The 12,552-nt window shown below is 39.5% G+C and carries 11 protein-coding genes; 6 read left to right on the top strand and 5 right to left on the bottom strand.

Annotation, left to right across the window (positions count from 1 at the left end; all coding sequences use genetic code 11):
• Positions 1-8 precede the first annotated feature (8 nt).
• The gene (locus AOG27_RS06600; protein WP_054552217.1) at positions 9-1,829 is read left to right on the top strand and encodes a DUF4105 domain-containing protein; all 1,821 of its coding nucleotides are present in this window, start codon (positions 9-11) and stop codon (positions 1,827-1,829) included.
• Here the strand turns inward: AOG27_RS06600 and AOG27_RS06605 are convergent.
• The 3 genes from AOG27_RS06605 to AOG27_RS06615 all read right to left on the bottom strand — a co-directional run bounded on the left by AOG27_RS06605 (position 1,826) and on the right by AOG27_RS06615 (position 3,981).
• Complete coding sequence (locus AOG27_RS06605; protein WP_054552218.1) at positions 1,826-3,082, bottom strand: Y-family DNA polymerase; 1,257 nt, start codon at positions 3,080-3,082, stop codon at positions 1,826-1,828. The genes AOG27_RS06600 and AOG27_RS06605 overlap by 4 nt on opposite strands.
• Positions 3,070-3,483 carry a LexA family protein gene (locus tag AOG27_RS06610; RefSeq protein WP_054552219.1) on the bottom strand — a complete coding sequence of 138 codons (414 nt, stop codon included), beginning with the start codon at positions 3,481-3,483 and terminating at the stop codon, positions 3,070-3,072. Before AOG27_RS06610 ends, AOG27_RS06605 begins: the two co-directional genes overlap by 13 nt.
• A 63-nt stretch (positions 3,484-3,546) precedes the next feature.
• The gene (locus tag AOG27_RS06615) at positions 3,547-3,981 is read right to left on the bottom strand and encodes a MarR family winged helix-turn-helix transcriptional regulator (RefSeq protein WP_054552220.1); all 435 of its coding nucleotides are present in this window, start codon (positions 3,979-3,981) and stop codon (positions 3,547-3,549) included.
• 111 nt (positions 3,982-4,092) lie between these two features.
• Between AOG27_RS06615 and AOG27_RS06620 the strand changes: the two genes are divergently transcribed.
• The 5 genes from AOG27_RS06620 (at position 4,093) to AOG27_RS06640 (ending at position 9,668) form a co-directional block, all read left to right on the top strand.
• Complete coding sequence (locus AOG27_RS06620) at positions 4,093-4,866, top strand: siderophore-interacting protein (RefSeq protein WP_054552221.1); 774 nt, start codon at positions 4,093-4,095, stop codon at positions 4,864-4,866.
• Positions 4,867-4,933: 67 nt separating this feature from the next.
• On the top strand, positions 4,934-5,929 hold the full coding sequence (locus AOG27_RS06625; RefSeq protein ID WP_054552222.1) for an LLM class flavin-dependent oxidoreductase: 996 nt from the start codon (positions 4,934-4,936) through the stop codon (positions 5,927-5,929).
• A gap of 175 nt (positions 5,930-6,104) precedes the next feature.
• Positions 6,105-7,061, top strand: a complete 957-nt coding sequence (locus AOG27_RS06630; protein WP_054552223.1) for a patatin-like phospholipase family protein — start codon at positions 6,105-6,107, stop codon at positions 7,059-7,061.
• Positions 7,062-7,181: 120 nt separating this feature from the next.
• Entirely contained in the window at positions 7,182-8,591 is a 1,410-nt protein-coding gene (locus AOG27_RS06635) for an alanine/glycine:cation symporter family protein (RefSeq protein WP_054552224.1), read from the top strand.
• A gap of 27 nt (positions 8,592-8,618) precedes the next feature.
• Positions 8,619-9,668 carry a patatin-like phospholipase family protein gene (locus tag AOG27_RS06640; protein ID WP_054552225.1) on the top strand — a complete coding sequence of 350 codons (1,050 nt, stop codon included), beginning with the start codon at positions 8,619-8,621 and terminating at the stop codon, positions 9,666-9,668.
• A 17-nt stretch (positions 9,669-9,685) separates the two neighbouring features.
• On the opposite strand, the gene AOG27_RS06645 is transcribed toward AOG27_RS06640, so the two are convergent.
• Together AOG27_RS06645 and AOG27_RS21900 are read right to left on the bottom strand one after the other, a co-directional pair.
• Entirely contained in the window at positions 9,686-11,245 is a 1,560-nt protein-coding gene (locus AOG27_RS06645) for a methyl-accepting chemotaxis protein (RefSeq protein WP_138599779.1), read from the bottom strand.
• 225 nt (positions 11,246-11,470) lie between these two features.
• The gene (locus AOG27_RS21900; RefSeq protein ID WP_054552227.1) at positions 11,471-11,779 is read right to left on the bottom strand and encodes an excalibur calcium-binding domain-containing protein; all 309 of its coding nucleotides are present in this window, start codon (positions 11,777-11,779) and stop codon (positions 11,471-11,473) included.
• Between the last annotated feature and the right edge of the window lie 773 nt (positions 11,780-12,552).

A 12,552-nucleotide genomic window follows, 5' to 3' on the forward strand; every position in this document is an offset into this window, starting at 1 on the left:
TTTATTTTATGTTTAAATTTCTTATTGTTGCTGCGTTTGTTTTGAGTAGCTCGGCTTATTCTGCTACAACAATACACAATATCGCATCCCATCCATACTGGCTTAAATTAGGCCATTATCAGCAATCAATCTCGGGTTCACATGAAAGTGAGGTTGATAGCCATAGCTTTTTTCTTTCGGTTAATGGAAAGTTTGATCCTCATGCTGAACTTTTAGCTACTATCGAAGCGTTTCAGAGTGAGAATAATGATGTTACTTGTCAGTTCCCTGCTCGTTATCAATGGTTAAAGCAAAACTTTTATTCGGAGTGGCCTGAGTTAGCTTGCCCTGAAATTAAGACATGGCAAAAGCTTATAAACCCAAAGGGGATGACTTTAGTTTTTCCTACCGCTTTTATGAATGATCCAGCTTCTATGTTTGGTCATACCTTGTTACGAATTGATGCTAAAGATCAAACTCGCAGTAGAGAACTGATTGCATTTGCAGTCAATTTTGCTGCTGAACCTGATGCAACTGATAATGCAGCTTTATATGCTCTTAAGGGGCTTATAGGTCAGTATCCTGGTAAGTTCACATTAATGCCATATTATCGCAAGGTTCGTGAATATAATGATTTGGAATCCCGTGATATGTGGGAATATAAATTAGCTTTGTCTGAATCTGAAATTCAACGTGTTTTACTACATTTATGGGAACTGCAATGGGCTACATTTGACTATTTTTTTATTGATGAAAATTGTTCTTATCAATTATTAGCGCTATTGCAAGTGGCACGTGATGATCTTAACTTAAGTAATAATTTTTCTAGTCATGCTATTCCTTCTGATACTGTCAAAGCACTTGCTGAACACAAACTTTTATCTATGCCTCGATATCGTCCTGCATCGGGCACCATGCTAATTAACTACGAAAGCCAGTTGACTGATGAACAAATTGATATTGCACGTAAATTAAAAAATGGCGAACCACTCAGTGGGTTTTCTTTAACCGCGGAACAAGCTGTGCCTGTACTTGAAATGGCATACGAGTGGTTAAATTATCAATACTACGACCAAGGTTTAGAACGTGAAGCAATTGCGCCTAGATTAACGGCCTTACTGCACCAGCGTAGTAAATTACTTTTGCCTTCGCCCTTTGCAAGACCTGTAACACCCAGCATTAGCCCTGAAAAAGGTCATGATTCTAGTCGTTTTGGAATGGTATTTAATCATTTTAAGTATTCAGAAAATCGCTACGGTTTTAGTTATCGAATGGCGTACCATGACTTGTTAGATAACGCTGGTGGATTTATACCTGGCGCGCAAATTAGCTTTTTTGATATAGAGGGAGATCTAGACTCTGAGGGGAATGCCTATTTAGAGCATGTGTATTTTATTGATGCAATGTCGTTAGCTCCAGATAATCGTTTGTTTGACTCTTGGTCTTGGAATATGCGTGTTGGTTTTGACCGTAAACCTACTGACGATAAACGTAAGGGAAGAGCCTTCATACAAGGCGGTTATGGAAAATCATTCGGTGATGCATCAGGCTTTCAAAGTTACTTTCTTGCGTCTTCGTTATTACAAGCTGGAGAGCTTACTGATTCAGTCTCGCTTGGCCTTGGCACAGAATTTGGTTTAATTTGGCAAGCAAGTGATGCGCAAAAACTTGCTCTAACAGCACAGGGGTTTTGGCTTGCTAATAATGCGAGCACAAATCATCAAATAGAGCTTGCTGCTCATTGGCAAATTGCACTTGCTCAAAACTGGGGATTAAGAAGTTCATATGTTTATCAAAATCAACAAAGTACTGAGCAGCAGTTAAAACTACAGTTACTCCATTACTTTTAACAATGTATTTTCGGTAGGTTATGCCAGCGGGTTGTGTAATGAGGCGATAAGTACGCGCGTTTCATATGCCAACGGGTCGTAGGAGTTTCGCTGGCTATGGCAAGGATACCCACGCCATAACGGGTGTTAATGCTATCAAGACACTGCATCAGTTTAGGGTTATCGATAGGTGCTTGAAACAAATCAGGTTGCTGAAACATGTGGCTCGATAACTCTAGGGCACCTACACCACATTTATAAAATCGTATCCCGGGTTTATAAAGATGATCAAATACCTCGCTGATAGCATTGGCAAACACACAACTATCGGCGGTGGCGACACTAAACTCATAAATATAGGACTTTTTATAATAGCCATCTTGATGAGGAGAGCTGGCCACAAACATTAATAAGCGTTGAGTGTGTGAACCTTGCGCACGTAGTTTTCTTGCTACAATGACACAATGATTGATCAGTGCCGTTTTCAGCGCGGTGGCGTCAGTGATACGCTCTCCAAAACTGCGGGTCGAAAAAATTTCTTTTTTGTCTTGGCGTACTTCATCCCAGGCTAAGCAGCTTTTTCCGCGTAACTCGTTCACTGTGCGCTCTAATACAATACTAAACAGGCGTTTCATTTTTCGTGGATCTTGCTCGGCTAAATCAAAAGCCGTATTGATATTCATTGCTTTGAGTTTTTTAGCTAAGCGTCGACCAACGCCCCAAACATCTTGTACGTCCATGGCTTTTAAAATGGTTATCCGTGAAGCTTCTGAGTCAATCACTGCAACGCCATCAAAGCCGGGGAGTTTTTTAGCTGCATGATTGGCGGCTTTGGCAAGGGTGGCTGTTGGGCCAAATCCAACCCCAACAGGTAGCTTTGTTTCGCGCCATACGGTACGGCGAATATCATGGCCATAACGATGCCAATCGTGAATAAGCTTATTGAAACCAGTAAAGTTTAAAAATGATTCATCAATAGAATATATGTACTGATTATCGCAAAAGCGGCCAATCACGTTCATCATTCGCTCGCTTAAATCCGCATACAGCTCATAGTTAGATGAGCGGATCACCACTTGGTTATCTTCGAGTATTTTCTTTACTTGAAAATAAGGCTGAAATTTTGGAATAGCCAGCTTTCGTGCAATAGGGCACACGGCACAAATACAGCCATCGTTGTTAGTAAGAACTACAACCGGTTTACTACGAATAGCCGGATCAAATACTTTTTCGGCGCTGGCATAAAAGGCCACAGCATCGACTAAGGCGTACATGCTAATAGTTCTTTACTACTGCGATGTAAGCGAATTGAGCGAGTAACCACGCCTTCTAACTGAAACTCATCCGATTGGCGTAGTTGCACCGCGGGGTATTTAGGCGAGGCTGATAATAACTGAGCATTGTGTTTATCTAATAGCTTACAAACAAATAAACCATTTAGATTCGCGACAATGACATCGCCATTTTTAACATCTTCGGCGCGATCAACCAGTAATAAGTCACCATCAAAAATCCCCACACCTTGCATTGATTCGCCAGAGGCAATACCAATAAATGTTGCATCAGGGTGTTTAATCAATAGCTGATCTAATGATAAGCCTAGCTCTTTGTATTGTGCTGCCGGTGATTCAAAACCACATACGCCAGCTTCGATATAAATAGGAATAACACGCATAACAAAACCACTATACTGTACATTTATACAGTATAGTGGTTTGTGGTTATCTTGCCAATAAGATCACGGCGTGTTGTGATTGATATTTTCGATCATAGTTGTGGCAATAGCAATGAAATCACGTACTTGCTGATCAGTTAAACCGTGGCAAAGTTTGGCATCAACCTCTTGCTCTGCAACTTCTAAGCGCGAGAACAGGGCGTTACCTTGATCAGTAAAGGATAAAATTAAACAGCGTTTGTCATTTTCGTCGGCACATTTAGAAACCAGTTCAAGCTTTATAAGCTCTTTTACTAAGCGTGCTATTTGTGCTTTATCACGCCCTGTTTTGGTAACAATATCATTGGCGGTACAGTGCTGTGTTTCGGCAATGATATGTAAACAGCGTACATGCAGCGCATTAAGGCCAAGCTCGTTGGCGTTAATGGCTTCGCGTACAGTGACACGGTAACTTTGTGCCAGTGTAAATAAAGCAGAAGAAAGCGAGGTTTGTGGCATGGTTCACCTAAGTTCAGTTGGTGGATTTAGTTGACAAAGTCAATTAAAAGCGTATAGTTGACTATATCAACTATCGGGGTGTTGTGCAATTTAACCAGCTAGGAGAGAAAGATGGCTAGAAAAGTTCGTCGTGCAAACGTATTAAGTACTACACGTATTTCCCCGCATCTACAAAGAATTGTTGTTGGCTCAGACGAGTTTGCTGACTTCCCGCAAGATGCAAAAGGTGCGTACGTAAAGGTATTGCTCCCGCATGCCGGTGAATCTAAGGTTGAACTTGATTTACACGCTGAGCATCCCGCATTAATGCGCTCTTACACTATTCGCGATATCAACCCAATTAACGGTGCAATTACCCTCGATTTTGTGGTTAACCAACATCAAGGCGTGGCAACCAACTGGGCACAAAATGCGTGTGTAGGCGACGAGGTAGGTATAGCAGGCCCTGGCCCTAAAAAACTCACTGATTTTACACAAACACATTATTTAATGCTGGCAGATTTAACTTCAGTAAATGCAATCAATGGCTACTTACAAGCCCTGCCACAAGATGCCACTGTTGATGTCATTATTCATGTTGCTGATAAAGCCGACATCATTGAGCTTGAGCAAATTAAGGCACACAGCCAACATAGTGTTAAATGGTTAGTTACAGATGAGCCAGAAACAGATCTTCTCGACCAAGTAACACGCTTATGTGCTGGCTATAACACGCAACCTATGGTGTTTATGGCACTAGAAGCAAACTTGGTAAAAGCAATTCGCCGTTTAGTAACAAGCAGTTTTGAAATTGATCGTGAACACATTGTTGCATCAGCCTATTGGAAGCGTGGTATTGACGCCGATGGCCTAAAGGTGGAAAAACAGCAACAAAGCCGTGCCTAATTAGCATTTGAAAAATAGCCATTCGCTCTCATTAACTAATTATAAAGAGTTAAATTTTGGAGAGCGAATGTCAGACCTTAGCAATACACCTTTTTCATTGCTTGAATTGAGCCCAATGAAAGAGCACGAAACCGTTTCGCAAACACTAGCTAACAGTGTTACCTATGCACAAACAGCCGACAAACTGGGTTTTAATCGGTTTTGGATGGCAGAGCATCATAATATGCGCGGTATCGTGTGCGCCGCAACTTCAGTACTGATAGGTCATATCGCAGGTAAAACTCAGAATATCCGCGTAGGTGCAGGTGGGGTGATGTTACCTAACCATCCACCGCTGGTGGTTGCTGAGCAATTTGGCACCCTAGAGAGTTTATACCCCGGTCGCATTGATTTAGGTTTAGGCCGAGCACCAGGCAGTGACCCAATTACCAGCCGAGCTTTGCGCCGTGACGAACAACGCGCTGAGCGCTTCAATGATGAAGTAACGGAGCTGCAAGCTTTACTTGGTCCATATAAAGGTGACTCTCCAGTACGCGCAATCCCAGGTGAAGATACAAATGTACCAATCTGGTTACTGGGCTCAAGCCTTTATAGTGCGGGGCTTGCGGCAAAAAAAGGTTTGCCATATGCATTTGCGGGTCATTTTGCCCCACGCTTTGTTGAAGATGCCATTGCATTGTATCGCAGAGAATTTCAGCCATCTGAGGTATTAGATAAGCCATACGTCATGCTTGGTTTACCCGTTGTTGCCGCTGACACCGACGAACAAGCACAGTTTTTAGCAACCACAGCGAAACAACGTATCTTAGCACTTATGCGCGGCAAGCCACTTTGGCTTAAAGAGCCTGTATCAACAATGGAAGGCTTGTGGACAGCGCAAGAAAAAATGCAAGTAGAAAACTTTTTAGGACTTTCTGTTGTGGGCGGTCAAGCGAGCGTTAAGCATAAGCTGAGTATGATTAAACAAACGCTACAGGTTGATGAGTTTATTTTTACAAATGACCTGTATGAATTGAGTGACAGACAACATGCGCTGGAAATATTAGCAAGCATCATGCACTAATACGGTTTGGCAAATAGTGAATGCGTGTAATGAGTTTTTTATGCGCATTGCTTAAGCCCTGACACTCATTTATTAAACGGTTTTATAGATTAAATCAATTTATATAATCCGTTTTAAGGATTGAAATTAACTTAATACAATACATTTATTAACCATAACCCTAGGAAGGTGCACCGTGAAATCTCAAACAATTGCCGCAGTAGAACCACAAACAAAAACAGCATTAATCGCTGAGGGTGGTGGGCAACGAGGGATTTTTACCGCAGGTGTACTCGATGCGTGGTTAGAAAATAATTACGATCCATTCGATTTATTCATTGGTACATCAGCAGGCTCACAAAATTTAACAAGTTATTTAGCGCGTCAAAAAGGCTATGCAAAACGTTTGATCAGAGGCCTTTCTCGGCATAAACGTTTTTTCCAACTTGGCCGCGGGCTGTTTGGTAAAAGCATTGTTGACCTTGATTGGTATTTTGATAAAACCAAAGAAGTAAACCGTGCCTTAGATTTTAAAACAGCAACGCAAAATTTAGGTAATCGTGAATTGTTGATCACAACCACTAACGCGGCTGATCGTAAACCGTATTACTTGAGCCCAAATGGTGAAGATACACAATGGTTGGCCTTGTTAAAAGCATCAAGCGCATTACCGTTTTTATATAAAGATGGCGTTAACTTAACGCCTTGGCTAACAACCAAGGCCGCAAATGATGCCATTATTCAAAGCTCTAATACTGATTTAGTCCATGATATGTATTTAGATGGGGGCTTAGCTGCACCTTTACCTGTGAAAGAGGCCTATAATCGTGGTGCTCGTGATATTGTGGTTATTCGTACTGTTGATGAAAACTTTCAAGTGCAATCTGAATGGGTAAATAAGTTAAAATCACTCGTTTGCGTATCGGGTTATTGCCCTAAAACCATTGATTACTTGGTTCAACACGAACAAGCTTATCAAGATGAATTAGATTTCATTGCAAACCCGCCAAGTGATGCCCGTATCACACAAATTTTTGCAGGTGATAAATTACGCAGTAAACTGCTGGGTAGTACAGATTCAGATCTCCGCTATGATCACAAATTAGGCTTAGCGGCAGGTCGTGCCTTTTTACAGCAACAACTGCTAAATTAGTTGGGAGCAGGCTCGGGTAATTAATCCCATTGCCTACTTGAGATATTTGTAAATAGAGTTAAAGTGGTTAGCTATTCACTTTCTGTGATTTTTTATCTATAAAAACAATAAAGGCTTGCCATGTTTAACAGTGCTGTATCGACAATCAATGGTCTTCTTTGGGGGGAAGGCCAAATTCTTATCTATATTCTTCTGTTTGCTGGGATCTGGTTTTCGGTAAGGTTAAAAGCGATTCAATTGGTTAAGTTTCGCCATATGTTTAGCCTGTTAAAGTCGAGTAGCAGCACAGATAAAAACTCAATTAGTTCGTTTCAAGCTTTATGTACTGGTCTTTCAGCCCGTGTAGGTACCGGTAACCTTGCAGGGGTTGCCGTTGCTATTTCGTTAGGGGGCAGTGGTGCAATATTTTGGATGTGGGTGATTGCCATTTTGGGCATGGCCACAGGCTTTGCTGAGAGCGTACTTGGGCAAGTTTATAAAGTCAGGGATGCCAATGGCGAGTTTAGGGGCGGGCCTGCTTATTATATTCAACAAGGCTTAGGCAGTAGAGCGCTTGCAGTGTGTTTTGCTTTTTGCTTGTTTCTTGGTTATGGCTTTACGTTTAGTGCCATGCAAACGAATACCATTACCGATGCTCTCAATTACGCATTTGAAATTCCAACACTGTATTCAGGTATTGTGATCACAATATTGGCAGGCTCTATTATTTTAGGTGGCTTTAAAGCTATTGCCCGCTTTGCTGAACGCATTGTGCCAGTCATGGGCATTTTATTTGTACTGGCCGCTATCATAATTACTTTACTGAATATCGGTAAAGTGCCTGCGATGATTGAAGATATTTTACTTTCAGCCTTTGGCTTACAAGAGGCAGGCGCAGGGGCTATGGGCGCCGCAATTAAAAATGGTATTCAGCGAGGGCTTTATTCGAATGAAGCCGGAGCGGGGAGTGTGCCACATGCATCTGGCTGTGCATCGCCAGTACCAAACCATCCAGTCACTCAAGGCTATATTCAAATGCTAGGGGTGTTTTTTGACACTATTGTGCTGTGTAGTTGTACAGCGGTGATTATTTTATTAGCTGATATTGATATTAGCGGCGAAATGGAAGGGATCCGCTTAACTCAATCTGCGATGACTGCGCATATGGCTGCTGGTGGCATTTACTTTGTAGCGGCTGCAATTTGTTTATTTGCGTTTACTTCTGTGGTTGCAAACTATGCCTACGCAGAAAGTAACCTGCATTTATTTAAACTAGATAATAAACTCGGCCGTGGAATTTACACCTGTTTATATTTATCAATGATGATTTGGGGCGCATCTGCCACCATTAAACAAGTGTGGGATCTTGCAGACATTGCTTTAGGTTTAATGACAGTGGTGAACGTTATCGCTATCATACGCTTAACGCCAACCATCTTATCTGTGACAAAAGACTACCATAGTCAACGTGAAGCAGGCCAAGAACCGAGTTTTGATTCTGAAAAAGTACAGGTTCAAGGTCAAACAGAGCAAGGTATATGGCGCAAATAAGCTAAAACAATAACGAGAAAAGTAACCATGATAGATATTTATGCAGGGCCTAGTGCTGCAAAAGTAATTCAAGAGCAAGGTCTGTCTGCCGATTTGTTTAATACCTTTTTAGGAGCAAGCGGCGGGCCCAAGTGGTTTACATTATTTGGTTTGGATAAATATCTATTTGGTGAATTTTTTAAAGACCGTACCACACCTTTAAACTTATTAGGGTCAAGTGCCGGTGCATTTAGATCTGCTTGTTTTGCACAAAATGACCCTGTTGCTGCAATATCTCGATTAGCAAAGTCTTACTCTGAAACACGCTATTCATCGAATAAAGCAAAACCAGAAGAAATAACAACAAAAGCACGAGAGTTATTAACCACTGTATTTGCTGAAAATGGTATTCAAGAAATCATTAACAACCCGATTTTTAAAGCCCACTTTATAGTTGCAAAATCGAATGGCTTTACAGCATCAGAAAACAAAGTGATGCAGTTAATGGGGTTATCTAAAAGCTACTTAGTCAATCGAATGAATAGACGTTTGTTAAGTAAGCAATATGAACGTTATGTATTTCAGCCTGCGGATAGTCAGTTATCTTTTTCCGATAATAATACTTTCAATACCCATACTATTGAGCTAAGCGAAGATAATTTAGCGGATGCTTTGCTTGCTTCAGGCTCTATTCCATTAGTGATGCAAGGCATTAAAAATATAACAGGAACACCACCAGGTATGTATCGTGATGGCGGTATTATCGATTATCACTTTGACTTAAGTATTCATAATGACGGGCTCATATTATATCCGCATTTTAATAATAGCCCAAAGGCAGGTTGGTTTGATAAGAGCCTAAAGCGCGGTATTACCCCGAGTAACTATGATAACGTAGTGATGATCACCCCATCAGCGGAATTTGTCGCTTCATTACCTTATGGAAAAATTCCCGATCGTAAAGATTTTACAGAACTTGATGCTGATATACGAATCAAATATTGGCAACAAGTATTCAAAGAAACCGAACGGCTAGCAGAGGCATTTGATACGGTATGTACTAATAAGCACACACCGAAAATAAACCTTATCAAATAATCGTGGTTTTGCTTTAACTACTTAAACTGGCTAATCAAGGATGTTTGTTCTGTCACTTTACTGAGTAATGCTTCACAAAGTTGCTGCGAAGTTTGGCCAAGCTCTTTACAGTCATGAGCAAAATCTTGAGCTGCTGTTATATTTCTTGCGATCGATTGACTTGCCGTTAGCTGTTCTTTTATCGCTTGGGCTACAACACTATTAAGCTCACTTAGCTTGATTGATTGCGCTTTAATATGGTCTAAACTATCGCCACTTTGATGGGCAAGCTTAACACTTTTGGCCGACAAATCTAGTCCGTCATTCATGGCAATTTGTGCTTGTTTCGAAGCGTGGGTAAGTTGATTTAATACATTGCTAATTTCTTCTGTTGATTGCTGAGTTCTAGACGCTAGAGCTCGTACTTCTCCTGCAACTACCGCAAACCCTCTGCCATGCTCACCTGCGCGGGCTGCTTCAATTGCCGCATTTAAAGCAAGTAAATTAGTTTGATCTGCGATGGCATTAATCTCAGAAAGAATTGCCACAATATCTTGATTTCCTTGGATTAAGTTTTCTACATAATTGCTTGCGGCATTGAGTTTTTCGTCAAGTTCACTAATTGAATTTATAGTTTGTCTAACAGCAAGTGAACCGTCTTCTGTTGCTTGATTCGTTAACTCAGCAGTTTGGCTTGATTTCATCGTGCTAGACGAAAGTTCATCAATAGAAGCGGTCATTTGTTCTGTTGCAACAACAATTTGTGAGACTTCGTCTGTTTGTTTATTTAAAAGCTCCGTAACATTATGGCCAGACTCAGCACAATGTTGGGCATTGTAATTAACACCCACACTAACATCATTCACACGGCCAACAACGGCTTTTAGTTTTGCTTTTTGCATCTCAAGTGCAAGATATGCAAAGCCAGATTGATCATTGGTACCAGAATACAGGTAAGCCATTAAGGGGTTATCGTATACTTGTTTTGCTTTACTAATAAGTGCTAAATATTTTTGGCGCCAAAAATACATAAGCCCATTAGCTGATGCTAAAAATAGTACAAGTACACAATTAAAAATATTAAATCCAGCACTGAATAGGGCAGCCAGCGAGCCTAAAAAGCTAATTAGCAACAGGGCACTTATGTAAAGAGTGGCATCATACTTTACTGCTGTAGCATGAGACTTTTGGTTGTTGTTTATTTTTGCATATTCAGCAGTTGCTCTTTGTACAACTTCATCACTCTGTTTGGTTCTGACTGATTGGAATTCAATGATATTACCAGTTTTATCTTTAATAGGTGTTACAAAGGCATTCACCCAGTAGTAATCACCATTTTTACATCGATTTTTAACAGGTCCCATCCAAGATTGACCATTTTTAAGATGGTGCCATAAATCAGCAAAAGCAAGCTTTGGCATATCAGAATGACGAACGAGATTGTGAGGTTTATGCACCATTTCGTCGAGGGAATATCCGGCTATTTTACAAAATTCATCATTGGCATAAGTAATATTGCTATTTAAATCTGTAGTTGATAAGAGGATAGATGATTCAGGAAATTTAACTTCATTGCTATTTATTAGTTGGCTATTCACAGTGCTGGTCACTTTTTTAGAATAATTATAATAGTAAAGTATTGTTTATTACCGATATTATTATTGTGAAATAAACAAGGAAAGTCTTATTTAAATAAGTTTTGTCCTATATCAAGTTACACCTAAGTAATTGATATGGAATTAAGAAAATTCATATTTTTTCGTAAATGCGGAGGAAAACTTTAATTCTAAATAGAATTTAGAATTAAAGTTAAACTATAGAAATTAAAACCTAGGATCACCTTCACATAACTCACCATCATAATCACTATCTAAATCAGTATTTGGACAATGCCTATTGAAAAAATAGGCTTCTTCAATGGATGTCATTTGCTTACAGTATTGTCTGCCATCACATTCGAAATAACTTTCATTAGTAGAGAAGCGTTTTTGTTGTCTCTTATTAAAGCGTGCTTTTAAAGGTGCTATAACACGGCTATTGACTACCTCAGTAATAGATGTACCACCATTATTTGTAACGTAATATTCCCATCCCAAATACAAAAAAATTGTCAGCAAAATAAACTTTCTCATAGGACCTGCTAATATTTATAGTTATAAAGTTTGAAGAAAATGCATGAAATGTTAAAAGAGTGACTCTTCTAGTATTAAAGTATGGATATGCTACTAAGATGAAAATGAAAAGTTAAGTTTAATTAATCATTTATCCATGAAATCTGAATTTTCCTAGGAGGTGTAAGAGGAGGTAACCTAAAAAACTCGAACTACTTCTGATGTGGAACATCAAATGAAAAGATATAAAGTTATCAAAATTAGGTCGTTTATTTTGAATGGGCATTGTGCAAGCAAAGCCAGAGCAGATATACGAGATAGGTTTAAATGCTAAAAATATAAAAAGCTTTAACATCTAAACTGTTAGAGTAATACATTAAAAATAATTACGCATAACAAACTAATCTCTTGAGAACTATAAAAAACAACTAGCTATTTGTTCAAAGAACTTATTAATTGAAAGAGCGATAAATGAGAACTCATAAAAGATAGTAAAATAGATATAAACAAGTAAATTAACTACTAGAAACAAATTATACTTAATTACCCATAAATTACGGTACGTAACATATAAGAAAAGGGCGAAAGCCCTTTTTTATTAATTAGTTATGATGACTGTCAGTCTTGACAGTATGTCAGTTTGAAGATTTAACAGGACAAAATTTTCTCATCTTTACCCGATTATCTTCATTCGGATTTTGACGATATTCCTTTAAGAAAAAATCACAAACTTTCTTTTCTTCAATTGCTTTTTCACGTTCTTGTCTAGTCAATCTTTTTTGATAATTTGGTTG

The sequence above is a fragment of the Pseudoalteromonas lipolytica genome (assembly GCF_001306915.1).
Classification (GTDB): domain Bacteria; phylum Pseudomonadota; class Gammaproteobacteria; order Enterobacterales; family Alteromonadaceae; genus Pseudoalteromonas; species Pseudoalteromonas simplex.

What these genes read in the sequence shown, in the direction of transcription:
- AOG27_RS06600 (WP_054552217.1), top strand. Translation starts at nt 9, where the DNA reads ATGTTTAAATTTCTTATTGTTGCTGCGTTTGTTTTGAGTAGCTCGGCT.
- AOG27_RS06605 (WP_054552218.1), bottom strand. Translation starts at nt 3,082, where the DNA reads ATGTACGCCTTAGTCGATGCTGTGGCCTTTTATGCCAGCGCCGAAAAA.
- AOG27_RS06610 (WP_054552219.1), bottom strand. Translation starts at nt 3,483, where the DNA reads ATGCGTGTTATTCCTATTTATATCGAAGCTGGCGTATGTGGTTTTGAA.
- AOG27_RS06615 (WP_054552220.1), bottom strand. Translation starts at nt 3,981, where the DNA reads ATGCCACAAACCTCGCTTTCTTCTGCTTTATTTACACTGGCACAAAGT.
- AOG27_RS06620 (WP_054552221.1), top strand. Translation starts at nt 4,093, where the DNA reads ATGGCTAGAAAAGTTCGTCGTGCAAACGTATTAAGTACTACACGTATT.
- AOG27_RS06625 (WP_054552222.1), top strand. Translation starts at nt 4,934, where the DNA reads ATGTCAGACCTTAGCAATACACCTTTTTCATTGCTTGAATTGAGCCCA.
- AOG27_RS06635 (WP_054552224.1), top strand. Translation starts at nt 7,182, where the DNA reads ATGTTTAACAGTGCTGTATCGACAATCAATGGTCTTCTTTGGGGGGAA.
- AOG27_RS06640 (WP_054552225.1), top strand. Translation starts at nt 8,619, where the DNA reads ATGATAGATATTTATGCAGGGCCTAGTGCTGCAAAAGTAATTCAAGAG.
- AOG27_RS21900 (WP_054552227.1), bottom strand. Translation starts at nt 11,779, where the DNA reads ATGAGAAAGTTTATTTTGCTGACAATTTTTTTGTATTTGGGATGGGAA.